Here is a 26,444-nt window from a genome sequence, read left to right on the forward strand (position 1 = left end):
CTGAGGCGCTATGGGCCAAAATGCCTTTTGATTGGCGGACCCGAAACGGGCCGATGACTCCAATACAATGTAATCGTAAGTCACAGACAACCATGGGAGCCTTGCCCGTTCATACGCTTCTCGGGTGCGAAGGATAGCCAGCGGGTCGACCGGTTTGTCGGCACCCAAGGTACGCACCGCGTTGAACCGCTTTTCTAGTTCGGTCAGCGCGTCCTATGCGTCAGACCTAGGCGTCGCGGCGTTAATGCGGTTCCCATCACTATTATCCGGTTCAGCCGCATCGGCAGAGTCAGTATTTTCATCCTTGACATCGGATTCTTCCTGCGCCGCAGCGAACTGCTTCGCCTCGACAGATCGACTGCTCGTCGTGAGCCATTTCTCTGGACTTATCGGCTCTTGAGACCGGAACTGACCAGCCAACGCATCCCAGAAACGGCGTCTCTCCTCAAGCGTTTCCGGAAGTTCATAACCCATCGCGTTTGCCAACGTGGGCAGATATAGATCGAAAGCGCTCTTTACTATTTCTCCCCAACCAATGGCGGAAGAAACGGCTGCGAGATAGAACAGCCGGCACATTACAAACGCAACAGCAGCCACTGATCCACATTCCAACGCCTTAAACAGACCAGTCCCCTCTGTAACGGCGAGAACGCTTCGAATGCACGAAGCTATTCCGACAATGAATGAGACAAAAACCAGGCTTACGAAGAAGTCAACGGGGGCCCGTGCATCAGCGAGCGTTGTCTGATAGTCCTTGGGGATGACCGCTAGAAGACGGGGCCATGCATGAATGCTTTCAACTCCGTAGACATTCCCTGGATACATCTCAAAAGCTCGCAGCACATTGCCAAAACGGGTGGGGAGGACCAGATGACGTTGTTCGGGATATTCGAGAACTAGGGCTCGATGAAGAAGCGTATATTGATACCGGCGCTCTTCGTGAATGCGATTTTGTTCTCGGTCTCTGTCCTCGTTTCCGCTACCCGGACCCTCGACTGGAGGAGCAGCTTTGTGAGCGTGGTAAGCCGCGCGAACTCTGTCCCGTTGTGATTTGCGGCGTTCTAGCTGGCGTTTGAGGAGGAGAGGCTGGGCAAAGGGCCACGCATAGCCCTCCAGCACCCTATACATCCAACGGCTGCCTGCCATCAGCAACACGGATAGCGTCCAAACAACGAGTAATACGATAGTGAGGTTCGCGAAGTTCTGCTGCTTCGTCCAGTCCTTGAAAAAGGTGGAATCTGGCTCCAAATCTTGGTTTAGAACGATAATGGTAACTGTCCCAATCAGCGCGGGCAAAAAGAAACCGAGCACAAATGACTTGTCGGCTAGTTTCGACAGACTAGTGAACATGACGATCGCCTCAATCGTTCTTAGGATGAGGCGGTGCAGGTACCTCAGACGGTCGCTGCCCCGGATCTCCAGGTAGAGAAAGCTGTACAAGCCGATCTACAAGGAAGAAGAACTTGTTTGATACATAACCTGCGAAGAACGCGATGGCAAGAGGAGATACATCTGTTCCGCCTTCGCGCAGTCCTGAGAAAAGGCCGATCGCAATGCCGATGATCACAGCACTCGCCACGTGCGCGCGGTTCGCCACCTTCGAAATGTCGGGGTGAAACGTGTTGGCCAACGAGTCAGCTCTCAATCGCCCTAGAATTGCCGCGCATGCACCGAGCCAAGCGTACAATATCGGCAAAATAAAGCCTAGCACCGCACCAACCAGCGACAGGATGATTGCGTTTGCATACAGCGCCATCGCGCGTATGTCCTGATAGACTGCAATCTTCTGGAACCCTTGATTAACTGTATCTTGCACGTTCGGCGGATGCGCATCTCTTCCTTCGTTGGAGGGCGCTACGAGGGAGGTGGGCGCGACTTCCAGCACTTGGCGCGCTATTTCGGTGTCGCATTGCCAGTCACCCGTTTGTCTAGCGTCAACTTGTTCAGACGCTCCCGGCGATCGGTCGTTGCCGCCGCGACGAATCACACTCTTATCGCCGGGGCAGGTTTGTTGGTAAGGGTTTCGAATTGCGCCGGCGCCGATGGCCGTCGTAGCCCAATTGATGCGTGATACGTCCGTAAACAGTTGACGGTTATTGGTTGCGAAACTCTGTAATTCGCCTTGAATCTGCAGCGCTAGTTGCGAGCGCGCCTCGACGACCGCATTTTCATCTCGGATGTCCATCGCTGCAAGCGCTTGCAAGTTATTGTGCAATGAGAGCGCGGCCGCATCATTGCGTTTGACGATAGCGGTGACATCGCCCGCGATTTGGCTAGAGATAAGAAGCACGCACGAAAGGAGCACGACAAAAAAACTGAGAACGACAGCTAGAACTGTGTAGACTCTGATTGCACGGCGAGCGCTTATACGGGCGTTGGCGCTCGCCGTCGCGGCGACTACAGGCGCGACAGAGTGCGCGATTCGACTCATTGCTGCGTAAAACTCGCTTTCAATCGCTGGGTCCCACATGTGGTTCCGCTGTGCGACACGCGCTCTAGAAAACACTGCCACGTCGCCCTCGTCAAGCAATCTCCCGTTTTGCGCTCCGTACGACAGCATGTCCCAGCAGTGGTCAATGTCAGCGACGATGCGGGGCGCAAGATATTGCACATCGTCTTCGGCACGAACGTCCGCAGATCGAGGGGAACTCTCGGGAACCTTCATCTCGCCCTCCCTTATGTCGACAAGAACTAACGTCGCGTGACGAGGGTTGTGTACTCGCCGAAATCGCACATTAAGTGATTACAGGGCAGCGCAACGTGTGCACGGATTTCGGTGATGCACTGTTTCGATGCATCTCGACGGAATCCTCTGCGCGCCCCTCGCTTGTGCGATTGATTGACGAGTCGACGGAATATTAATTTAAGGACAGTGCTTGATGGCCCGCAAGGAAGCGAATCACAAGAAGGGATGGGTGACTCATCTACCTTGCAATTGGCGCCCTCAGCGGTCTCGCTGATTGAACGTGTGTCGCGCGCCGATACGGTAAGCCGTGTTCCGGGGCGAGGTGGCCATCACGCCCTCGAGTCGCCTGCAAGGAAAAGCGGAGATTCGCGTGCGGTTGCTCAGCACAGCGTTCATACAGCGTACAAAGGGTGGGGGCTCGAGCGTTTGTTCGTTACCCAGTAAGGGTTGCCGAGCCGAGTTGCGAAAGGCACCTTCGGTGACAGCGCTTGCTCTCCCCTCACCAGGGTCAACCGCTCGCCCTGCGAAGACAAACTGCGTGCGCAGATTTATGCATGCCACAATGAATGGCCTTCAAACTGCAAGCGGCCAATTCGTTTCTTGAGCGAGATCCTAGCAGTCGAGAGCTTGTCGTCACGGTGTAGTCGTCAAAACACCCTGTCTAGAGCGTGTTAGGCACTTTGAAATACTGGCACTGCATGAACGAGCATGAGCATCGCAAAGACCACGAAATCAAGCCCGGCAAGAGTTTCGGGTAGTCGTTCATGGTCCCGAGCTAGGCGGCGGAAGCGGTTGAGCCAGCCAAAGCTGCGCTCGACCACCCATCGCCGGGGCAGCAATACAAAACCCTTCTTTGCCTCTTGCAGTTTGATCACCTGCAGGTCAATGCCCGCATCGCTTGCGGCCTGCGCGGCGTCTTAGCCGGTGTATCCCTGATCCGCGAATGCCACCTTGACCGTTTCTCCAGTGACCTGCTGTACCTGACGCGCAAGCTCGCCCACCTGCGCACGTTCCTGCTCATTTGCTGGCGTCACGTGTACCGCCAGCAAATGTCCCAGCGTGTCTACTGCGATATGGACCTTGCTGCCGCGTTTTCGCTTATAGCCGTCATAACCTGCACGCGGGCCGCTCTGACAGGTTGACTGTACGATGCGACCATCCAGAATGACAGCGCTGGGTTGCCCCCGCCGTCCCTGTGCCACACGGATGACCGAGCGCAGGTCGCAGACCATATTCTCAAAACAGCCTGCCTGCAGCCAGCGTTGAGTCTGCTGATACACCATTTCCCAAGGCGGGAAGTCGGCTTCGCGGCCCCTATCTGATCCTGATGGGGTAAGCGCGCCGCAACGCAAATACGACCTTTGAGAAATGTTTAATGCACTACGCTGGATTGCACGTGCCGGTGCACCGTGGCGGATGTTGCCGAACGCGGAAGTGCCTAACACCCTCTAACGACAATTACCGATTTAATCGGCGGATGACTCGTTGCAGGATGCAACAATCGAGTAGTTCGAGGGTAGACACGTCGTGTGTTGGTGCTCTCGCCGCGCCCTTAAACTGGACAACCGTTTGCCATTCGAAGGCGGACTGCAGCAGCGGCTTGTGCCTCATAACGCCGACCATGGGCAAACGACCACGTGAGGGGCAGAGTACTTTTCGCCAGAAGTTGTAGAAAATAGATTTCGATTACCTTCCGCGTTTACATTTCTAAGGTCCTCGCCTTTAATTCAGGCGTTGCAGTCTCAAAAAATCTGTGACTCACAGTTCGTTGATACGGATGGCTGCGGCGCGCACGGCTGCTTTCGAGAGCGTCGTTTGTCGACCGATGTCGAAGCCGCAGCTCTGTTAAGCCGTCTCTCGCGGGCATAGTGTTGCCTGCGACAGTGTTTTCGACGCTGTGCCGATACGCGATGTCAATTAAGACCGAGGCCAAGAATGAGTTCGATGCTCTTCCCAGCAAGCTGGTAGGTAGAGCAGCGTCCTTCCGAAAAGCGATTGCTGATTTGCCCAGCATCGCGCGAAGTGACGCTCCTGTTCTTATATGTGGCGAGACGGGAACAGGTAAAGAACTTATCGCTCGTGCGATTCACTATCTTGGTTCAAGATCTAAATTTCCGTTCGTGCCCATTAACTGCGGGGCGTTTTCAGAAAACCTTCTCGAAGACGAATTGTTTGGTCACGAGCGAGGAGCGTTCACGGATGCCCGTCAACAGCGCGTCGGCCTGATTGCTCAGGCGGACGGAGGAACGGTATTTTTAGACGAGGTCGATTCTCTTCCATTTAAAGCGCAAGTGGACCTCCTTCGAGTGCTGCAAGAGGAAACACTGCGGGCGATTGGTTCGAATTTCGAAAGACGGATTGACGTTCAGATCGTATCGGCCACAAATGTTCCCCTCGACCAGTTGTTGCAACGAGGTGATTTTCGGCAAGATCTGTATTATCGACTAGCGGTGTTTGCCGTGCACCTTCCACCATTGCGTGAACGGAGAGAAGACATCATGCCGCTCGCGCACCACTTCCTCGGGAAGCACACGCCTCCAACAAAAACGCCAATGCAGCTGTCAGCCGAAGCGTTGTCGGCACTAGAAGGATGTGTTTGGCCCGGAAACGTACGCGAGCTCGAGAACGCGATCATTCGCGGAATTCATCTCGCCAGGTCGAGCACGATACAGCTTTCAGAGCTCCGCCTGGACCCAACCTCTCAAACGCAAATCCGAACAGACGCAGAGCATTGGCAGCCGGACATTTCCGACACGCGCCCTCTTGTCGTTCTTAAACGGCAACTGGTTGAAGGTTTCGAACGGCGCTATCTGTCGCATCTCCTCGCCTGCCATGAGGGGAATGTGAGCCGAGTTGCCAAAGCTGCTGGCAAGGAACGCCGCGATATGGGGCGGCTGTTGCAAAAATATCGTCTCGACCCGAGAAGTTTCCGTCCAGCCCCACAAGACTTCAGCAGTTAGGCGCGCGGCTCGTTCACTATTTCCGACCAATGACCCGCTGGCCCCCGATAAAACGAGAGTCAAGGCCGCGACGTCTCCGCAGTCCAACGCTGCGCAAATGCTTTTGACCGGGTGTGAAATCCCTCACTTGCGTCAACGACCCCCATCGAATGCGGCCTGTTGAAATCGCTTACGTCGCGGCGATGTGCGATGGTCGACGCCCATATGTTGGTGGGTGAAAGTCCCCCCGGTGGACAAGCTGGTCGCAACGAATGCTTGCCCGGAAGCCTCAGGAGATCTCAATGCGGCGTTGCCCGGCGCCTCGGCACGCGAGTTGCGTTTAAATGCGCGACGCGATGGTCGGATATCGCAAACAGGTTTTGCCGCGACTACGCTCAACGTTGATCGATAGTGGGGATACTGGGCGGGTTAAACGTGGATGAAAAACTCGAACAGACCTTGCTGGAATCGATCCGCAGGTACATGAACGAAAACGAGCACGCGATGGACACTCTGGAAGGAATAGCTGAGTGGTGGATCGCTGAAAACGGCGGCAGGGGTGCCGGATGGAGTGACTACCGTCGCATTCTGGAGCGTGTGCTCGAGCGTCTGGTAAGGGAAGGAGTTCTCGAGAGCGTCCATAGCGGCGAGAAAGTCCTGTACAGAAAGAAACCATGAGCAGGAAACGGTGGTGAGAGAGTAACTCGCTGTAGGGCCGATTGTGCGGCTGTGACTGTGACTTCTCTGAGAGAGGCTTCTAATGGGCGCTACCTATGACAGAACCAACGATTTCTCGCAGTTCCAGAATCTGAGGCAAGTCCTGGCGCCGCAATATGCCATCTTGCCAAGTGGGCAGATACGTGGACTCATGGACGCCAACTTCGGGCCGGGTTCCGCAGAAGCTTACGACGACTATCTTGAATTTGGCTTTGGAGACATCGGGAAAGCGTTTTCGTCTGCGGCGAGGGACGTGGGCAGAGCAGTGGTCCAGGCGGCTCCCGCAGCTGCTGCCATCGGAAGCGGGGCGTTAAAGGGAGCACTTGCGGGCGCGCAGTATGGTCCGGCTGGAATCGTTGCGGGCGCTGCGCTCGGTGGTGCCGGTGCCGGGATGAGCAAGCTTGGCGGCGGTACGGTTCAAAAGATTGGCGGAATTTTAACGAACGTCACTGGTGCCGCCAGTCAGCTTAGCCCGCTTGGACGGATTGGCTCCGCAGTCGAACCGTTCCTGGGAGGTCTGGCTGGTGGAGGAAAGGGCGGTGCGGCTGGGGCGGCAGTGAATGCGCTTGGCGGGCTCCTAGGCGGTTCATCCGGAGGTGCCAGCCCGCTTGGAGGAATCGGCGGAATGCTGGGCGGCGCGGGCCTACAGGCGTTGTCGGGCGCGTTGGGCCGTGGTGGTGCACCGGGCGCGATTACCAGCGCCTTGGGCGGCATGCTTTCCGGCAGCCCTGGCGGCCCGACCGGCGCTTTGACCAGTCTCTTCGGCGGGACAAGAGCGATTGACCAGCTGATGAGCCTGTCGCAGCGACCGGAGATGGCAATGGCGCTTGGTGCGCTCGGACTAGGAAAGCTTGGACGGCAGTCGATTGACGTGGGACCAAGCCGAGTACCGGTGCCTACGGCGGCTTTTCCTAACCTCTATGCACAGCTCGCCGACCAGGTCGTGACAGAAGCGGCGGAGCTGGCTGGGGACAGCGAGTCCGAGCTTACGTACATGGTGGATTCAAGCGGCGAATATGTGGGCGACCCCGGATTTGCTCGGGACCGCGCGTCGCGTGTCTGGGATCTCTTGAACGAAGCGCAGGCCGAACGCCTTTTCGAATACATAGCCGGTCTGCCGGCCATGGAGACGCAAGCAGTCGAGTACGAACGCGATCTACTTGACCAAGCTGAGGCGTATGCGCGACAGACGGATGAGGCGTATTACGACGCTATGGATTTGCAGGACGCTGAAGCTATTGAGAGTGAACTGGAGGCTGCCTGGCCGGAGGCTGAAGGTCTTGTAGACTGGGAGATGACGAATGAGCGCTTCTGATAGCAGCACGAGCTCAGCGACGATTGAAGAGGGCGGCCGGATCGCTGACGCAAGCCCTTCGTTGGACGCTAACGCGCTCATTCAAGCGATGGCCGGCGGGTCGATTGATCCAATGTCCCTTGTTCTGTCCCAGTTAGGCGGAGCAGGAGCGGATGACCCGAGAGTGGCTGTATTCATGAATTTTCTGGCTCAACGACAATCCGCCGCTGCCGAACAGGTTGAGCGCAGCGACGCTGATCAGGAAGCGACGGACGACGGGCCCAGCGCCCGGAATGACGAGAAAACGGTAACCGAAAGTGAATGCTCACGGCGCATGCTTGAACTCAGCGATACAGCGACGCGGATGTTCGAGGAACTGGAAGTGCTTCGAGTACGTAATGACACGCTCGCCGCTGCACTGGGCGCATGTTTTCTTTGCTTCGGAACAGATTTCTCATGCACAGAATGCCGGGGGCGCGGAAAGCCAGGGGCTCGACTGCCCGAGCCAGCGGCGTACCGTGATTATGTTCTGCCGGCGTTGCGGCGCATACGGGCTGCGCGCGAAGCCTCCCCGAAGGAGCATGGGAATAGTCCACACCAGACGGCAGGTGTGAAGCAACAGGCGTTTGAGTAACGTTCCGGTCACAAATTGCCCGCAGTCCGTCATCAACCGACAAAGGAAAACGCCATGAGCGAGATTTTTGATTACAGCGACTTCTCAGACGCTGAAAACGTCGAATTTTCCAGCGACTCCACCGATGCTGCCTACCCGGAAAGCTACGACAGCGAATGGGCGGACGCGGCACGTCGTCGTCCCAATCCGGTCCAGACGGCGCCGAGAAAAAGCGCGTATCAACCGCGTCCACCGGGAAGTTCGAACTATGTTACACACCCGCAATTCCGCGCGGCCCTGGCGAGAGTGAGTCAACAGATTACTCTGAACGGCAACGCCATCAAGACGGTGGATGGCCGCGTACGAAACGTCATCGCAGAGCAGAACAAACAGGCAGCCGTTTTCCGGAAGGAGATGGCAGAGCGACGAAAGGACACGGACACGTTGCGCCGTGAACTGCAAACGACGCGTGAACTCTCGGCTCTGTTGCCGCTCATCGCTCCGCCCGGTTCGCGATTCGGCAATATTGCATCCCTGCTGCACCTGGTACCGGCCGACACCTTGGGCGGACCGCTAAGTTCACAATCGACCAGCAGCGCTTCTGGTGGAAGTAATCTCCTGGCCATAGCTGCGATTGCGATGGCTAGCGGTGCTTTCGATAGATGAGCGTGGCCTGAATCCTTTGGGAGACCAGCATGGAAGTGCTCAACATTGCGTTAGCCTTGGCGGTGGCGAACCGGTTCAACTTTAGCCCGTCAGACAGGACAAGATGCGCGGCCGCGTCCGCAATCGTTCCGGGCGTCCTGGGCCTAGCTATTCCGTTCGTTATGGCAAGCAGGGACGGTGGGTTGATGTCGGTAGGCGGAGACGCGAAAGTTGCAGAAGCAACGGACGCGAAGGTGCCCGATCTCGCCGGACTATCGTTTGAGCAGGCGGCTTTTAAATTGAAAGGATTTGATCTCGTCGCAGTCAGAGCGGATGTGCTCTCAGAAGACGATGACGACGGGAAAACTGTTGTGGGTCAGAGACCGGAAGCCGGTACCTTCTTGCGTCGGGGCTCTCCTGTAAAGGTGTATATCGGACATCCAGTGCTTGTCCCAGCTGAGCCGGTACTGGATGAACTTGCTGTCGACTTCAATAAGCTGGATGGGAAGTTAAATCATGTACTGGACATCATAGAGCCTGACGACGCTCCACACGGCAACGTTTGAATGAAGTTCGGCGCTCAAACCAGGACGTAATGCCAGGCATACTGTGGTTCGCCTGATGGAGGTGCCGTGGAGGCCGCTCTGTACGAGTTGATTGCCGAAGGTTCCCCGGACGATTCCGTGCCGGTGATTATTCGGCTTGACAATCCAGGTGTCATCCCTGACGGGGTTCGGATCGTTTCGAGGTTCGGCAATATTGCGACATGTCGTTTGCTTCGAGGTGCAATCCCGTCGGTAAGAGCGCATGCGTCCGTAGCGAGCATGAAGGCCGCTCGTTCGTATGGCCCAGCGATTGACGAAGCGGGCGAAGTTTTCGAGGACTTCCAGGACTTCGACGTGCAACTTTATCCTGGCCCGACAGACCAGCGTCGGCCGGATGGTGACCTGCCGACAGGGAAAGGAGTCATCGTCGCCCACATCGATTGGGGTCTCGATTTTGCCCATCCAGATTTTCGATTTCCGGATGGAACGACTCGCATACTTGCCCTGTGGGATCAAAGTGCTCCATATGACCCGAAGCATCCAAACCGCTACGGCTATGGACGAATCTTCGAAGTGGGCGAAATCAATCGGGCGCTGCGCGAGCGGAATCCCTACTCGGCGCTAGGCTACGATCCCGCCAGATCAGACTCTGGTCGCGGCTGCCACGGTACGCACACGGCAGGTATCTCGTGCGGAGGTCGGGAGGCGGGCGGTCCGGTTGGACTGGCGCCAGAATCGAGCATCTGCTTCGTCGAACTGTCGACTACGACGTCGCAAGGGCCAGCGTTGCTTGGTAATTCGGTAGCGTTTCTTGAGGGCCTCGATTTTTTTTCGGAAGTCGCGCGATATGCGGACCGGATAGAGCAGGAGTCGCGACTTGCAGGTGGTCGCCCCGTTGGCTCAACACGGCCATGGGACGAAGCAGCGACCGGTTCGCCCGATGACCTCGCTGGTGAAGGCGAACAGAGACAGCCTGGTAGTTTGTTCTCGGCGCTGACGAGCGGGGCTTCTCTTCCGCTGTTGAACGCACGTGCAGCGGATTATGGGATTGGGGCGCGGCCACTCGTCGTCAACGCGAGCATTGGTCGACAGGCTGGTCAGCATGATGGCAAGACGCTGACGGAGCAGGGGATAGATGCATTTTTACTTCAGGCACCGGGTCGGGCTATTTGCCAAAGCGCGGGCAACTATTTCGAGAGGGCTGCACACGCCTCGGGTATCGTTCGGTCGGGCCGCCAGAGTGGCGTGCGCTTCCAGTTGATGGAAGGCGCGAAAGTTCCGACGGAAGTCGACCTGTGGTATTCGGGAATGGACCGATTTGCTGTTGAAATCCAATGCCCGTCGGCTGCGCTTGCTGTCGTTGCAAAGGTTAATCAACAGGTCAAAATTGTCCTCGCTGATGGCCGTGAAGTGGGGCGACTCTATCACCGGATTGGAGACCCGAACAACGGCGACAACGAAGTAAGTGTGTTCCTTGACCCGGGGGCACCCGCCGGGGAATGGGAAGTTTCGCTTTCTGGGCAGGTCGTGTCGGACGGTCGTTTCCATGCATGGATTGAACGTACCAGTGCCCCGGCAGCTCATCGAAGTCGCTTTCATCCCGACGACGTGGATCAAAGCACGACGTTAGGGACGATATGCAATGGCTTTCACACCATTGCAGTTGGCGCATACGACGCGCACCAGTCAGGTCGACCCGTCGCGCCTTTCTCGAGCTGTGGTCCATCTCGAGATGGGCGATGGAAGCCTGATCTCGTTGCACCTGGCGTCAGAATAATGGCGGCACGGTCACGTCCGCGCGGTGCAGATGTGGATTTTCCGTTGTTGACCGTTCTGTCTGGCACGAGCATGGGCTCGCCGCACGCCTGCGGGACTGTCGCGCTCATGTTCAGCGCAGCAGGGCGACCACTTGCAATTGAGGAAACCCGCTCGCTGCTACTTGGCAGCGCGGACGCGGGACCAGCAGATGCCGACTATCTGGACAGGATGCGTCTTGGCGCCGGTTATCTCGACACACTCGCCGCAGTTGAAGCAGCGCGAAAGGTAGGCGCACCGCAGCTGCACACCAACAGAGAAGGCGCGGACAGTGAGGCTCTGTCGATGCAACGACTCCCCGAGCTCGCCGACGCCTATGACGGGCCAACCCATTTCAGAGAGGGTACCGCAATGGAATCCGCAAATACTATGGAAGGGGTCGGGGAGAGCTACGCTGATTCCGCAACCAGCGCCGATATGAGCGTCGATACGGAGTCGGCGTTTTTCCCGTCGCTCGAGGAGGAGGCCACTGAGCAAGACGCTTTCGATTCGGGTGACCGTGAAGCCCTGTCGGTTTCTGAACAGGAAGGCCTGTCAGAGGCGAGTAGCGATGCTCGGCGGTTTTCCAGTACACAGCGTCCGCTTTTTTCCTCCCAGTCATCAACGGGCTTGCCCTTCCAGGTACAAATTCCGCTCACTGGCGGTCCGCCAGCACTGGGCCTGCCGCTCGGCGGCCCGATGAGTCCAATTGCGTTCAGTCTACCGTTAAGCAGTTCCCCGCCCGCTCCGTCCACGACCGGTACGAGCGCTCCTGCTGCCTACGCACCATCGCCTACCGAAGATCCGTTGCTCGCGACGGCCGGGGACACTTCTCAAGACAGTCAGGCAGTTGAAGTCGACACAATGCAGGAAATGATGGACAGCCCGGGCGTCGCGCAGGAACTGCAAATGCGTCTCGATGAGGTCAAAGTTGAGACTGCTGTCGAAACAATCGATTCGTCAACGGATGAACGAATCGACGAGTCAGCATTGGCAGAGCATTACCTTTCAGAACAAGCAGCAGACACAACGGAAGCGTTCGTTGCAGTTGACGCGCCTCAAATGTCCAAGCCAGGCTTGGCGACGGGAATCGAACCTTCGCTTGCCGCGAACCTCGGCAATCAATTGCTTGATCACGCTAGAACGGTAGCGGACAGTGGCGCGCCGGAATTATCGCCGTCTAAAACGCTCAGTCTTTTGCTCGAAAGACTTGGGCTGCCACGGTCGGGCTCGTCTGACATCATGAATTTTCCTCAGACGCCGTCGGCGACAGCGTTCTTCACCAGCTTGTCCGCCCCGTCGCGCCATGCGACGTTGGCAAACTGGCAGCGTTTCATAGGCGAGCGCATCGGCATTGAACTGATCGTACTGGCGCACCCCGGCGAGCAAGTCGAAGCGCTTCTTCCCATGCCGGGGGATCTTTTGTTCCGCGTGGCTCGTGGAGAAGGCTGGGGAACCGTTGCCACAGTCGCGTCGCAGGGCTTTTTCCGTCCAGAAGACCTCGCGAAAGCGGGACTTCGCGGTGAGGACTTTCCGAGGCTTCAACCGGGCCTCTACGTGCACGTAATCGAGCCGACACTCAACCACCGCTCGGCAGACAATAACTTCGCCCGTCGACTCGCTGATGGCGCCGGAAGAGTGCTTTCGGACACCATGCTCGCGAGAATTATCCTCAAAAACCGTATTGCGGCGGACGAAGCGGAGGCAGTCGAGGCATCAGGTACGGAAGTCGGCGATGCGACATTGAGGAAAGGTAGTGTCGGCGAGCGAGTCAAACAGGTGCAACAAGCGTTGAACCGTGTTCATGCCGACAGTGTTGCGCTTGGGCTGCCTGGCTTGCCAAGCTGTCCGTTAACCGTGGATGGCAACTTCAATGAAAAGACGGAAGCGGCGGTCATCGCGTTCCAGCAACAAGTTTTCAATGATCCGGCCAATTGGGACGGTGTCGTGGGGCCGGAGACATGGAAGCAACTTGAGCCGCAGTCGAAGGACGTGTCATCGCCAAAACCCACGCAACCTGCTTCGCGTCCGTTTCGACGCAAAACAAGTGCTGCCGAGCAACAGGAATCGGCTGTCACGACGTCAGCCGCTCTCGCTCTGACCGAAGGAACTGACGGTGCCGTACTGCGTCGCGGCGCACGCGGAGCGGCCGTCAGCGACCTCCAGCAGCGACTGAATCTGATACACGCAGGGTTGGTCTTGACAGGTTCGACGGGGATTGCGGCTTGCCCGCTTGTCGCCGACGGCGTCTTTGGAAATCGGACTTATGAGGCCGTCTTGTCGTTCCAGCACTTGGCGTTTCCAGACAACTCCAGGGAGTGGGATGGAGTGGTCGGAGAGCACACTCGCGCTGCGCTTGATCGTTTCGCGGCTTTGCCAGCCCCTACGCCTGTACCTGTACCTGTTCCTGTGCCACCGGCGCCGGTGCCGGTACCGCCCGTAACGGGGGCAGTCGAGGCAGGTCGTGAAGTGGTAGCGACTGTGCCCATGCTTCAAAGTCATCGCGGTACGGCGCCCGACTTGATCTTGCGCTGGAATGCCATGGATCAGATTCCGGCGGCGGTTGACGTCGTCGTGCATTTTCACGGGTTCTCAAGTTCCGGCGCGACGATGCGTTTGGACGTTGACAAAGAGGGCCGAAGTGGACTTGATCTCGTCGATCCAACCTCTGGCGGGCCAGGTAGGAGTAAGCCGACGCTTTGCGTCTTGCCCCGAGGGAATTTCTACGGTGGACGCACGGGCAATGGTTACGACTTCCCGGCGTTGATTTCCCCGGGAGGATTGAATCAGCTCATTGAGTTTGCCCTCGCGAGATTTGCCGCGCGCATAGGTGTCGCTGGTGTTTCGAAGCGCCGTTTGATTCTTACGGCCCATTCGGGCGGTGGTGCGGCTCTTATGCGCGTGCTAGCCGAAAACAAGCCGGATGAAGTGCAGGTCTTCGATGCCCTATACTCGGACGCGAGTCCTTTGGTCAACTGGGCAAACGCAAGCTTGCAGAATGCCGACCCGACTACATCGCTGAGAGTGCTCTTCATTCCAGGGAGTGGCACTGCGGCGCAAAGCCTTAGTGTTCAGAAGTCGCTGCGGAATGCCTTGCCGGCTGACGCTGCAAGAGCGCGTCGCTTCCGGGTCGAAGCGACGAGTGTCGCGCACGGCGAAATTCCGCGTCGGTTCGGATGGTTGCTTCTTCGAAATGCGGGAGAAGACTTGCCTCTCGGCGGGAGCACACCGAATCCACCTACTCCGCCGCAACCTCCGTCACCGCAACCTCCGTCACCGCAACGTCCATCACCGCCGCATCCGGGGCGGCAAGCCGGTGGCTTGACGCAAGCAGACGTAGATCAACTGGCGGCCGTCACCTTCGCCAACGCGGCAGACATTGAGACATTCTTCACCAGAACTGGAGCTTCTACGTTTGCTGAATGGTTCAACTCGAATCTGGGCGGCCATCCTCCATTCGTGAGGTCAAGCACAACTCCATTACGGATGCCTGTATCGCCAGACGCACTCAGACGGTTCCGGGAGTTCTGGGACAGCTTAAGTCTGGCCTATGACCGGCCGAGGATTTCGGCGTTGGAATTTGCCAGTTTGATGTGCATTACGCTTAACGAGACAGACGGTGATTTCACAAATCGCGCGGAAACAAGCGGGCGTAACCAACAAGGCTTCACGGATGCGCATGGTCGCCATCCCGGGTTGGCGTACTTCTATGACCGCATCTTGCTGCATGCTCCAAGCCAGTGGAAGGCGAGCTACAATCGTCTCTCAGGTAATCGCACTGCAGGCTCACTTTTCAACGACGAGGCTTTCGTTCGCGCACATGGGCAGCGGGGAGGGGCGCAGGCTATTGCGCATCGCGGGGACGAGTTCGGGGGAGCGTGGAATTCAGAATACTATCCGCAGGACCAGTTCACGACCGATGAAAAAGCGCCGGAAACGGAGTTTGTTCGCCAAGCAGACTTCTACAAGTTCCGTGGGAGAGGCGTAATTCAAACAACCGGTCGTAGCCAGTACCTTCCAATTGCAAAGTGGATTCAAGCCTACAGCGGATCAGATACAACGTTGATTGAGAAGAAGAAGCTGTGGGCGCCGATATCCGCCGTCGACGCGGCAACCGGCAGTTCAAACGATGACTGGGATCAGATTTTCAATTCGCGTGAGACTCTGGCTCGAGCGGTAGGTTTTCACGCCGGGTCGGGCCGGACTGACTATCGGATAATGAGCCGGGATGTGTCTGTATTAATGGATACTCCGCAGGCCGCTGCTGACGGAAAACCGGTTGCCGGTCGGCAGGGTTCGATTTTCTACATGGGGCATCGCATCAGTGGCAATCGGATCTATGCTGCAGGCGCTTATCGTGACCGCGTACTTGCGATGCTTCAGGCAATGGTGCTTGTCGGGCTGGGAGGAAAATCCGGCCCGAACGTTGCTCCTCCGGCACCTGGTCCGGCACCTTCGCGGCCTCAACCGGTACCTGCGCCAAGTGGTGATGTAGTCCGTCAGCAGTGGGACGCGCATCCTCGGGTCCATGGATGGTTCAGGACGTTCGCTCGCTACTCTGAATTGGCGCCCGTCTACGCTGCTGCGGGAATCGGAGACGCCGCAGCATATCTCGACGCGAACATCGTTTCATTAACGTTTTTCGGACAGCGCCAGGATGGACATAGGGACCTGGTTGAGCCATTGCGGCGCGCAGAGCAGGCAATGCAGAGTCATCAGGTCAATCCACCTATATTCGCATTTGGTTGTCTCGTGCCGCGTGCAATCCGAGGCACAACTGACCGCTTGAGTAACCACGCTGTGGGCCGGGCTTTCGATCTGAATCCGGAGGGCAACCCCCGAATCACCCAGTCATCCGACTATGTCGTCATCGGCGCTGTGGTGGGGGCTGACATCAAAGGAGAGACTGATCCGAAAGTCCTGAGCCGCGCAAGTCGCGCCTTCCAGAACGGTTTCACACCGCAGTGGGTTTCCGCTCAAGCGCGCCCCGACGTTCTGGCAGCGTTAAACGACCGGCACACGCGCGAGAGACTGGAGGGCTACGCGCGCAGCGGATTTTGCAATCTATACGTTCCGTTGATTGAAGCGCTCATTGCGGGCGGACTACGCTGGGGCGGCGCCTATCATACCTCGAAAGACTTCATGCACTTCGAGCTTGTCTGAGCGTAGCTATGGAGGTCAGGCATGAATGAGTACGCGCACGAAAGCGGTGACGAACTCGCTGAGCAGTTCAGGGGTTCATATAGCTACCGTCCCGCGAGCCGATGGGCCCCGGCACCGTTGCCCTTCCAGTTTCAGATTCCTTTGGGCGGTGGATTCGGTCCTGGGATTGCTTTTCCGATTGGGGGGCTCGGTTCGCCGCTAGCTTTTACCATCCCACTTGGAGCAACGGCTCCTGCACCATCGGCGATCCCGGTGATGCCTGTCGCGCCCATTTCCCCTGTCTCTTCGCGAACAGAGCCGAAGGATTCACCGCTCGTCGTCGGCAGTGGTGCGTCGCTCTACGACCCCAACGACGAAGTGAACGACGAAGGTGATGAACCGAAAGAGCTGGCCGACCGTATCATCGAGTTGGTTGAGCGCATTCGCGAAGAGGGAAGTGCGGGGGCAAGGAGTGTAGTCGGCAGTCTGTTCACAGAGCTCTTCGGCGTAGGCGGACCCTCTGACACAGCAAGAGGGACGGCCGTCATTCCTTCCATTACGGCGCTGTTCAACATGTTCCGGTATGCCTGTAGGGAACGCGCAAGGCAGCTGGACCCAGGCGTCGGAGGCCGAATAGCCCTGGTTGCGTCACCGACCTCGCGAATGACCGAGGCGACACCACGCCGAGGCGACGTTTTCATTCGTGTGGCTCAAGGCCAAGGATGGGGAACAATCGGAATAGTAAGCTCGCCCGGCCTGGTTGAACATGGGCGCCTTGTCACGGAAGGACTCACATTTGAAGGCTATCCCAAGGCCAGGCAGGGAGGCTACGTTGTTGTCATCGAACCAGGACAGCGTTTTCGTTCCCGGGATGTACGTTTTTGTCGGCGTGTTTGCGACAGCGAGGGAAGTGTGTTGCCCGATACCATGTTGCTGCGCCTGCTACCGGCACGGGCACGCCCGCTGGGTAGACGCTTGGTCGGTTCGAGCGCAGGCCCTCGGGGACTTCGCAGCGATGGAAACGGCGACAGCTGGCAACTGTTTCGCATAGCGCAACAGCAGCTAAATCGCGTCCATGCAGACTTGCTCGACCTGAGACTGCCCGGGCTAACGGGGTGTCCGCTGCCAGTCGATGGGCAATTCGCCGGTCGCATGTCCAACGCAATCAGCGCCCTGCAGCGCCGAATATTCACGGACCCCGCGCAGATGACCGGAACCTTGACTCCGGCGACGGTTCGCCAATTGAACCTTCTCGCGGGAGATGGCTACGGCGTTGCCATTCGGACAGAGCAAGAGTCGGAAGATGGCTTGGATGTGCGGTGGCTCCAGGCTGCATTGAATCGGACCGTCAACGCGGGGCTCACGGTCGACGGCGTGCGCGGGCCAAGGACGACAGCTGCTGTCAAGTTGTTCCAGAAGAACAACGCTCTGAAGGCAGATGGGATCATCGGCCCCAAGACGTTGGCCGCACTTCGCGCGGTCATTGATGTCCCGGGAACCGGTAGCGAAGGCAGATGTAATGGCGTCCCGGTAAAGCAGGTCATTGACAATTTTGATTTTGGAAAAGCCGAAGTCCTCCCCCGGCACGAGGCACAGATACAGAATCTGACCGCGTGTATTCTTGCGAGCCAGCATAGTCAGACGCAGATTACCAGGCTTACGATTGTTGGCCATACCGACCCCGTTGGCAGCGAGTCCGACAACTTCAACCTTGGTCGCCGCCGCGCGGAAGCGGTCCGTGATGCGTTGCTTGCATCCATGGCGCGCGCGTCTGGAGTACAGCCAAGACTTACGGTCACAGTCGAGACCCGGGGGAAGCTTGAGCCTGTGCCCGGTGATCCAGGGCTGAGCCGGCGCGTCGAAGTTCGACTTCCGTTTGCATTTCCAAATGACGGACCAGTTCCCAAGCCGCCGACGCCATTGCCTGCTGATATTGAGGCTACGCTACGAGGCCTGCTTACCATTTCCATGCTCCTGACGGCCAACGGCTCGGCTCCCTTCATTCGGGGTGGCCTACCTTCTGAGAGGCGGGCGGGCTCGATATGGTCCTACGATGTTTCCTTTGAAAGCGATGCGCTCGTCGCGAGCACGATCAAATGTATGGTGCCGCACTCGGAAGGCCATTTTCACAGGATGACTGTATTGGAAAAAGCAGCTTGGGAACCGGTTGAACTTGGGCTACTGAGCGGGCAGAGGTGTTTGTTGCCTATAAGCTCGCAGTACTTGCTCGGTAGCTTTTCTGCGGATTCCGGCGCGATTGCACCTCGTTCTCATAAAATCTGGCGCCTACAATCTAAAATCGACGCGGGAACTCTTGCGGTATTTGCATATGACATCACAAATCCGTCATCGCCACTTCCAATATCCGACGTTTCCACTCTGGTTCCATCAGTGGCTAATCAGACTCCGTCCAGGATCTGGGCCGTGGTTTGCTGCGAACTGGTGTTATGCCTACCTCGAGATGACTTTGAGCCATTGGGTGCGTTAGTTGCCGCTCGTATATATCCACTTGTTGAGGTCTTGACTAACGCAGAAACGCGCACGATCCAGGGAGCTGTCGTGCTCCGGCGACCGGTGACGAGTGAAATGGATCATGGCTGGGCTAACGGCGGGCGTCATCTCGTGAGCTTCTATTCCGACCGCAACCAGATAAGGTCGCTTCCTGGCGCTCTGCCAATCCCGACATGGGACAACCTGTTTGCTTACTTCCAAAAGGACGGTGCAGCGAGGGCACAAGAGTTGAAGGTCGTCGATGCCACGGCTACTACGACGCGGTCGGACAGTACGCATCGACGTGTAATCGACCGGAGTACGGAGCAGATGGTACCGTCAACGCTTTTTAAAGTGCCGAGGCAGGGCGCCTTCGATAATGTGCACATCGCTCCGCCAATGCAGGTGAGTTTGTCTATCGCAGGGCTCGGATTGCTCCAACCGACTGCGGTGTCCATGGCGCCGGTTTGCGCGCACGACTGCTTCCATACACATTGGCGCTGGTCGCAAGGTTTTACGACCGAGCACACGCTTGGATGGGGGCCTTCCGGACCTTACACGCTCGCTGGGGCACCGATGGTCCACCCGAATCAGACTGTATCGATTTCAGTAATACAAAACACGCCCGGTTTTCGCTATTGTGCGACGGCCGCTTCGCATCCACCCAATGACTGGATGGTGGTCATGCCGCACGGGTCGGCTTACGGCGTCAGTGTCAAGCTCCCAGCGAACCAGTATCTCGATATAGTGTTAGAGGCGACGAACACTGGAACGTTGATAAGGGAGGCGGTTAAACGTGCTGCTGCGAGTGGAACGGGCGACGCGAGGTTTGCCTGGTTTTACTTTTTCATTCAGTTCTGGCCTGCGGTCAGGTCCAGTCCTCTCTTAAGGCCGTTAGACGTTGTCGACGCCGATGTTCCCTTTTTATCTTCGCTGTGAAATGATGACATATGGAGTGCGTGGGCGGAGTTGCTCGATAAGAGGAACTTCGAGAGTTTGATTTCGGGTCAGTGAGACAACCGAAGTTGCATGTAGCGAATTGAGCCGAGTGTCGGTATGCGACATACGATGTACTCACCGAGCATCAATGTCGGCAAAATATCAATGACACACCTTCCCGTCTGAACAGAAGTGAGTCCGGCTGAACTTGCTTTGAAGAGGCTGGTGGGGTTCGCAGCGGGCGACCGCTGAGCCCGCTGCTACGATGTCTCTTGTTGTCAGAAGGGTATGAGGTCCCGTTCCCTGTCCCAATCAGGCTCGTAGGGCTTGCAACTGTCTTCTGGGTCCGGATACATAGGTTGGATTTCTGAAGCCACGATGCAATCGGGATGCCTTCGCCTAGCCGCGCGATTCGACTGAATCCCGGAAGAATTAACCGTGTCCTTCAATCGGTTGGGCATTCTGGCGCATTTCACCGTACTTCTCGGAGACATGCCATGAAAGAAGCAGCCATCAGAATAACAATTGACGTGTATAGCGGGCGCGAAAACCCTGTCCTGGAGTTTTCCGGGCGCAAGCTGCAAGACATCGCTAAGCGGCTTCAACCGGACAAGCGAAATCTGAGGCGTGAAGCCGGCATTCCAAAGATACCAACCTTGGGTTATCGGGGATTGGTCGTAGAGCAGTCTGGTGTCGCAATTCGAGAGCTGCCGGCAGCGTTCCGCATCATGGATGGCATTGCGATCGGGCCCGATTTTGCAGTCCCAATCGAGGACGCAGAACTGGAATACGATATTTGCGGAAGTGTTCCCAAGCCATTCGTACCAGAGGACATCAGGAAGCAGCTGAGTGAGTTCAGGGAACTACTGGACTTCTGGAGACGATGGCATTGGGACGGTCTTGCCATGCCGCCGTTCCATCTCGCGCTACGTTGTCGGTGCGGTCCCGTGTACGAACCTGGCTGGTGGAACGTACCGACAAGACAGCCAAACAATAATTGTTATAACTACGCCTGTAACTATCGAACGGACACTTTTGCCCAGCCGGGCAGGGCGGCTGGCGCGATGTACACTGCCCTCACATGTCCATCAGTTCGGCCTGCGGCTATCGCCGACGCACTGATCGACAACTCAGGGGCTGATAACCGGTGTCCGCCAGAGGGGCATCTCGTGGCGCTTGTGATCTGGCCGAACGGCGACTTTCATTGGTATAGAAAAGGACGCGATGGATTTTGGACACACAAACCGGGGCCGACCGCCGTAACGAATCTGGATAACAGTGGTAACCTTATCATCGATCCCCGAACGGCAAATAGAGGGCCGTACACAGATTTCTGCACATTCATGACCGTTCAGCACGGGCACATCAAGATTAACTGAGATTGACGAATGCTTACATGGGTGGCGACGGCGCAGGTGTTCTCCGGCAGACCAAATCCGGAGTGGGTTGTTTCGCGTGAAAAGGCAGAAGAACTTGAACACCTGTGGGTGAAGATGCCGCTATCCTTGGATGATGTTGCCCACCCTGGCGCGCTTGGATACACGGGTAGTGTTTTGGCGGCGAGTGATGGGCGGAGATATTTTGCATCTAATGGCGTTGTCACCTTCGACCATGAAGGTACAACCGAGCGTAGACTTGATCTTGGCCGCGAGTTTGAACGTCTCCTGGTTTCTTCCGCGCCGGAGGCCTTACTCCCTGAAAGCCTTCTTGGCCCTGCCGGCCCGAGGAAAGCTTGATCGTATTTGTCGCAAGCTATCGGTCAGTTCGAACACGTGACGGCGGCTGCCCAGGCGTCCGGTCATCATGCACCACGAGGCTCAAGCCTGGAGTTCGACCTGCGGTCAACCGTATGGCGTTTCTGGCGGCTCGTTTGCCTTGGTAGTTGTGTGTTCGGTCCACGCTGCAGGGCACGCTCGCGGCACCCCTTTCACGGGCTCCCTTGAGACGGCTCGATTCCTCTTCGATCCTGACGACTCCCGCTTGAAACGCGAACGATCGACAAGCAAGACGGCGCACACGCATTCGTGGAAAGCTCGTATCATGCTGCCGTTCTGATATCTGCGGCTGATCAACTCGAACAGCAAGTCGACATGGTGGCTGGAGTACGAGAGATAGCCGACACATCGATCACCAATCCGTCCGGCGCGGCATAGCGACACAAGCGCCGACGCGGCTCGGAATCGTTATCGACCGCCACGACTTCGCCGAGCATGCTGCCACCCGTCGTGGTTAACACCGTATGCCCGTTCGTCAGCTTCTCGAGGCGTCGCCTGCGAGCGAGGGCGACCACCTGGAGGCCCGCACCCCGAAACGGTCCATCCAGCAGATGTGACCCGCGCACACCTATCTCGTCGTTTGAACCGAAACACATCAGAAGCAACGATGAATGAGCCTTCCTTGGGATCGTCAATTCGTCTCGAGGAAAACGTCTATAATCCTCGTGTCGGATGGCTCGCCTGTGCCAGTGTTTGAAAGGGGAAGGTTACCTCGGCCAGCACACGATATTGGCGATTGTGCGTATTTCGGACGAACGTGACCGGCCGTTTCGGGATGGTGACCGGCGATTTCGGCAACGTGACCGGTCATTTCGGAAACGTGACCGAGCGGACCGGAAGGCAGGATTGGCGTTGCGCATGACATCAACCACGCGGGCTATGCTCGCCGGCTTTGGCCGGAGAGACGATGCCCGCGCACCGGATGAACATGCGCATGATCAAGGACGTTTTGCGACTTAAATTTGACGGCGGTTTCTCGCACGATCGGATCGCCGCATCACTGGGCATATCCAAGGGCGTGGTCACGAAGTACATCGGACTAGCCAGTGCCGCCGGGCTGGACTGGGCAAGCGCCTGCGATATGGATGAAGGCGAACTCGAGCGGCGGCTTCTCGGCAAGCCCACGGGGCCAGCAGCCTATGCCCAGCCCGACTATGGACGCATCCATCAGGAGCTGCGTCGCAAGGGCATGACGCTGACGTTGCTATGGGAGGAATACCAGGCTGAGTTCGCGGACCGGCAGACCTACCGCTATACGCAGTTCTGTGGGCACTACAAGGCGTTCACAAAACGCCTGAAGCGCTCGATGCGTCAGATTCATCGCGCCGGCGAGAAGCTGTTTGTCGACTTCGCCGGCCCCACGTTGCCACTGACGACTGGACGCCGCGCGCACATCTTCGTAGCGGCTATGGGCGCATCGAGTTACACGTTCGCATGTGCGACGCCGGCCGAGACGATGGAGGACTGGCTGGGCGGGATTGCTCGCGCGCTGACCTTCTATGGTGGTGTGCCGCAGTTGATCGTCCCGGATAACCCGCGTGCGATGATTGCCGATCCCGATCGCTATGAACCTCGCGCCGGCGACACTGTGCTGGACTTCGCGCGTCACTACGGCACATCATTCCTTCCTGCGCGCGTATATCGTCCGCAGGACAAACCGAAGGTAGAGGTTGCGGTCCAGGTGGTCGAACGCTGGATCATGGCGCGCCTACGTCATCACCGGTTTGACTCGGTCCACTCGGTCAATGAGGCGATCTGCCCGCTGCTCAGGAACCTGAATGAGAGGCCATTCCAGAAGCTGCCGGGATGTCGTGCCAGCGCGTTCGCCCAGCTGGACGCGCCGGCACTGCAGCCGCTGCCGGCACAGCCCTATGAGCTCGCGCGCTTCAAGACCGTGACGGTTCACATTGACTATCACGTCGAGATCAACAAACACCGCTACAGCGTGCCGCACGCGCTGGTCGGCCTCAAGCTCGATGCGCGTATCACGGCGGGCACTGTCGAACTGCTACATCGCGGTCGCCGCGTCGCCAGCCACGCACGTAACGATCGCGCAGGCAGCTATACCACTGTTGTCGAGCACATGCCTGCGGCACACCGCGCTCATCTGGAATGGACGCCGCAGCGGCTGATTCATTGGGGACAGCAGATCGGCGCGGCAACTGGCGCGCTCGTCACCCGGCTGCTGCAGGAGCAACGCCATCCGGAACACGGCTATCGGGCGTGCCTTGGATTGCTGTCGCTCTCACGTCGCTATGGCCGTGACCGTCTCGAAGCCGCCTGCGCGCTGGCGCTGGAACTGGGCGTACACCGTTACCGCCACGTGCGCGACATCCTGGTCAACAACCGCGACCGGGCGGCGGTGGCAACGCCTACCGACTGGACCAGCCCGAGCCACGCGCATGTACGCGGCCCCAGCTACTACCAATAAAGAAGACCACCATGATGATGCAACAGACACTGACGCAATTGCGCACCCTGAAGCTGGACGGCTTCGCTGACGGCCTGGAAGAACAATTGACGCAGCCCGGTGCGGCCAGCCTGAGCTTCGAGGAACGCCTGTCACTGCTGGTCGACCGGGAAGCCAGCTGGCGTGATGATCGCCGTCGTACCCGATTGCTCAAGCAGGCGCGCCTCAAATATCCGCAGGCCGCCATTGAGGATCTCGACACGCGCGCTGGCCGTGGCGTCGATCCGCGCTCGCTCACGAGCCTCGCACTCGGTGACTGGGTGCAAGCGGGCTACAGCCTGCTCATAAGCGGCCCAACTGGCGCGGGGAAATCGTGGCTCGCTTGCGCCCTGGCCCAATACGCTTGCCGGCGCGGGCATTCAGCCTTGTATCTGCGCGTGCCGCGACTTGGCGAGGAGCTTCGCGTTCTGCACGGCAACGGCGGCTTCACAAAATGGCTGCTGCAGGTTGCCCGCGTCGACGTGCTTCTACTGGACGATTGGGGAATGGCGCCCCTCGATGCGATGGTTCGAAACGATCTGCTCGAGATGATCGATGACCGCTCGGCGGGAAAGGCGACCATCGTCACCAGCCAGTTACCGATTGAGCACTGGCATGGATGGATCGGCGACGAGACTATCGCCGACGCAATGCTCGACCGCCTCATGCAGCGTCATCATCGGATCACGCTTACCGGTGAATCCCTCAGAAAGGCATCGCCAAAACCCAACGTCCTGGAGCCCGAACTCGACCAGAACTAACAAGGAAATCTACAATCAACACCGCGCAATGCCAAACCCCGCCGAATCGGTCACGTTCCCGAAATCGGCGGTCACGTTCGCCGAAATACGCACGATTGCTCTCAGTACTCGAAGCTTTGAGGAGCTTGTCGACATGAAAAAGCTGATCCTCGTTATCGCTACCGGGGTCGCCTACGCAGCCTCATGGGCGAGTAGCGTCGATGAGTACGCCGTTAATGATGCGATGTATCATCTAACGGCAGCAATGATCGCTGGCGATGCGAGAAGGATGCGTGAGTTAACTAACGATAGTCTGACCTACGGCCAATCAGACGGCAGCATTCAAAATCAAGCAGCGTTTGTCGACGGCATCACCAGCGGACGCACTCGCTACAGACGGATCGATCTGACACATACCGTAACCACCGTGACGGGGGGCAACGCAATTGTCCGAGGTCACTTTTCTGCGACGACAGAATCGGCTGGCAGATTTGTCGAGGTTGACTTGAACGAAATGCTCGTCTGGCAGAAACAAAACGGCAGATGGAGATTGCTTTCCAGACAGGGATGCAAGTTCTGAAGGCGGAAAGTAACACTCGGAAACTAATGCGTAGAGGATACCGGCGACTGCGTGTCAATCAGCTCAGCGAGCATAACATCTCTCACTGCAGGGGGCTTTCCCGGAAGCTTCGCCGGTCTGTAGACCAAATCTCCAGATTTGATTGCCCGGCCGCTCATGGCACACCTAGCATCCCCTTCGGCGCGTGACCGATTCCATGGCTGATCCGTGACTCTGCCCTGCGTAGACCCATGCCAGGCAAGCAGGACGGTATTGACGTCGGATCGCTCTATCAGAATGAATGTTCGTAGGTCGTGCTCCCCGTTTCGGCTCACTGACGTCTCATCAACGAACGAAGCATACGGCCGTTCGGCCTGCGGAGCGGGTCGGCGCAAACTTCTCGAAGCTCTTCGATCCTGCTTTCGTTCTTTCCCTTCCTGATCGCGGGCCGCAAGACGAAGTTCCTCTACAACCTTCACCCATGCTCCCTTTGCTTTCGCCGATCTGCGAACCTTGGGCGAACTGATCCCGCCATCACGTCCATCGACCATGGTCGATGGACGTCGGCGAACAGAGTCCCGATGTTCGCCGGTCTCCGCACTCAGGAAACTCATCTTATTTCTCAGTGACCGAGGCGGGAAAAAGCGAGACTGCTACATCCGTGGTCGACTTACGCATCGCGTTGACAGCTACTATATGTCCTGTGCTATTGCCCGTTGTCGCGTTGCTCTCTGCCGCAAGCGTTTGTACGCTCTGGCCACGTTGGGAAGAGGGCGCACCTACATTCGGATCGTAGTGCGATGCCGGACCGTAGCCGCTTGCAAACACAGAAGTTGAGACCGCTGCAAGGGAAGCCAGAATCAGTGCACCAACAGCCGTTGTCTTCATGATGTCTCCAGATTTGAGAGTAACCCGCTTGACGCGGCGGGCTGTCGCGAGCTCCATATGCTGCGACGACAAATGCACTCTATATCTTTGGACGGAAAAGTTAAATTGTGCTGTTTGAAATCTCTGTTTCAGATTCGAGAACAATCTTTCCCGCAGGCGGTACAAAACCTGGCCCACAAACACCCCTGCCAGCAAGGTCATCCAGCCCGGTAACTATTTCGGTTGACAC

At 57.7% G+C, this 26,444-nt stretch carries 17 protein-coding genes and 2 pseudogenes; 14 read left to right on the forward strand and 5 right to left on the reverse strand.

What is annotated here, in order from left to right:
* Nucleotides 1–213 precede the first annotated feature (213 nt).
* The 3 genes and pseudogenes from C2L65_RS35635 to C2L65_RS35645 all read right to left on the reverse strand — a co-directional run.
* Complete coding sequence (locus C2L65_RS35635; protein WP_103254626.1) at nucleotides 214–1,350, reverse strand: hypothetical protein; 1,137 nt, start codon at nucleotides 1,348–1,350, stop codon at nucleotides 214–216.
* 10 nt (nucleotides 1,351–1,360) lie between these two features.
* Nucleotides 1,361–2,665, reverse strand: a complete 1,305-nt coding sequence (locus C2L65_RS35640; RefSeq protein ID WP_052426903.1) for a hypothetical protein — start codon at nucleotides 2,663–2,665, stop codon at nucleotides 1,361–1,363.
* Nucleotides 2,666–3,357: 692 nt separating this feature from the next.
* Nucleotides 3,358–3,987 (reverse strand): annotated as a pseudogene (locus C2L65_RS35645) (IS5 family transposase); the annotation flags it as partial.
* A gap of 17 nt (nucleotides 3,988–4,004) precedes the next feature.
* Between C2L65_RS35645 and C2L65_RS46275 the strand changes: the two are divergent.
* The 14 genes and pseudogenes from C2L65_RS46275 to C2L65_RS35715 form a co-directional block, all read left to right on the forward strand.
* Nucleotides 4,005–4,114 (forward strand): annotated as a pseudogene (locus C2L65_RS46275) (IS5/IS1182 family transposase); the annotation flags it as partial.
* A gap of 482 nt (nucleotides 4,115–4,596) precedes the next feature.
* The gene (locus C2L65_RS35655; protein WP_042309628.1) at nucleotides 4,597–5,646 is read left to right on the forward strand and encodes a sigma-54 interaction domain-containing protein; all 1,050 of its coding nucleotides are present in this window, start codon (nucleotides 4,597–4,599) and stop codon (nucleotides 5,644–5,646) included.
* A 414-nt stretch (nucleotides 5,647–6,060) separates the two neighbouring features.
* Nucleotides 6,061–6,303, forward strand: coding sequence for a hypothetical protein (locus C2L65_RS35660; protein ID WP_156132320.1), 243 nt, complete (start codon nucleotides 6,061–6,063; stop codon nucleotides 6,301–6,303).
* Nucleotides 6,304–6,385: 82 nt separating this feature from the next.
* Nucleotides 6,386–7,657 carry a hypothetical protein gene (locus C2L65_RS45795; RefSeq protein WP_042309624.1) on the forward strand — a complete coding sequence of 424 codons (1,272 nt, stop codon included), beginning with the start codon at nucleotides 6,386–6,388 and terminating at the stop codon, nucleotides 7,655–7,657.
* A complete protein-coding gene (locus tag C2L65_RS35675) occupies nucleotides 7,644–8,270 on the forward strand; it encodes a hypothetical protein (RefSeq protein WP_156132319.1) in 627 nt (208 codons plus the stop codon). The genes C2L65_RS45795 and C2L65_RS35675 overlap by 14 nt, the downstream gene beginning before the upstream one ends.
* Before the next feature lie 54 nt (nucleotides 8,271–8,324).
* Nucleotides 8,325–8,915: a hypothetical protein gene (locus tag C2L65_RS35680; RefSeq protein WP_042309620.1), complete on the forward strand. Its 591-nt coding sequence runs from the start codon at nucleotides 8,325–8,327 to the stop codon at nucleotides 8,913–8,915.
* 29 nt (nucleotides 8,916–8,944) lie between these two features.
* A complete protein-coding gene (locus C2L65_RS35685) occupies nucleotides 8,945–9,460 on the forward strand; it encodes a PASTA domain-containing protein (protein ID WP_042309618.1) in 516 nt (171 codons plus the stop codon).
* Nucleotides 9,461–9,526: 66 nt separating this feature from the next.
* A complete protein-coding gene (locus C2L65_RS35690) occupies nucleotides 9,527–16,396 on the forward strand; it encodes a S8 family serine peptidase (protein WP_156132318.1) in 6,870 nt (2,289 codons plus the stop codon).
* Between the two features lie 21 nt (nucleotides 16,397–16,417).
* Nucleotides 16,418–19,804, forward strand: a complete 3,387-nt coding sequence (locus C2L65_RS45800; protein ID WP_156132317.1) for an OmpA family protein — start codon at nucleotides 16,418–16,420, stop codon at nucleotides 19,802–19,804.
* 497 nt (nucleotides 19,805–20,301) lie between these two features.
* Complete coding sequence (locus tag C2L65_RS35700) at nucleotides 20,302–21,183, forward strand: hypothetical protein (protein ID WP_052426901.1); 882 nt, start codon at nucleotides 20,302–20,304, stop codon at nucleotides 21,181–21,183.
* A 9-nt stretch (nucleotides 21,184–21,192) separates the two neighbouring features.
* Nucleotides 21,193–21,540 (forward strand): hypothetical protein, encoded by a 348-nt coding sequence (locus C2L65_RS45805; RefSeq protein ID WP_156132316.1) that lies wholly within the window; start codon nucleotides 21,193–21,195, stop codon nucleotides 21,538–21,540.
* A 946-nt stretch (nucleotides 21,541–22,486) separates the two neighbouring features.
* Nucleotides 22,487–24,010, forward strand: a complete 1,524-nt coding sequence (istA, locus tag C2L65_RS35705; protein ID WP_042317358.1) for an IS21 family transposase — start codon at nucleotides 22,487–22,489, stop codon at nucleotides 24,008–24,010.
* An 11-nt stretch (nucleotides 24,011–24,021) separates the two neighbouring features.
* Nucleotides 24,022–24,789: an IS21-like element helper ATPase IstB gene (gene istB / locus C2L65_RS35710; protein ID WP_042317356.1), complete on the forward strand. Its 768-nt coding sequence runs from the start codon at nucleotides 24,022–24,024 to the stop codon at nucleotides 24,787–24,789.
* Nucleotides 24,790–24,922: 133 nt separating this feature from the next.
* Nucleotides 24,923–25,348: a nuclear transport factor 2 family protein gene (locus C2L65_RS35715; protein WP_042315647.1), complete on the forward strand. Its 426-nt coding sequence runs from the start codon at nucleotides 24,923–24,925 to the stop codon at nucleotides 25,346–25,348.
* Nucleotides 25,349–25,371: 23 nt separating this feature from the next.
* On the opposite strand, the gene C2L65_RS47330 is transcribed toward C2L65_RS35715, so the two are convergent.
* Together C2L65_RS47330 and C2L65_RS45810 are read right to left on the reverse strand one after the other, a co-directional pair.
* Nucleotides 25,372–25,941, reverse strand: a complete 570-nt coding sequence (locus tag C2L65_RS47330; protein WP_081921489.1) for a DUF3331 domain-containing protein — start codon at nucleotides 25,939–25,941, stop codon at nucleotides 25,372–25,374.
* 1 nt (nucleotide 25,942) lies between these two features.
* Nucleotides 25,943–26,215: a hypothetical protein gene (locus C2L65_RS45810; RefSeq protein ID WP_081921495.1), complete on the reverse strand. Its 273-nt coding sequence runs from the start codon at nucleotides 26,213–26,215 to the stop codon at nucleotides 25,943–25,945.
* Between the last annotated feature and the right edge of the window lie 229 nt (nucleotides 26,216–26,444).

The sequence above is a fragment of the Paraburkholderia terrae genome (genome assembly GCF_002902925.1).
Lineage (GTDB): Bacteria > Pseudomonadota > Gammaproteobacteria > Burkholderiales > Burkholderiaceae > Paraburkholderia > Paraburkholderia terrae.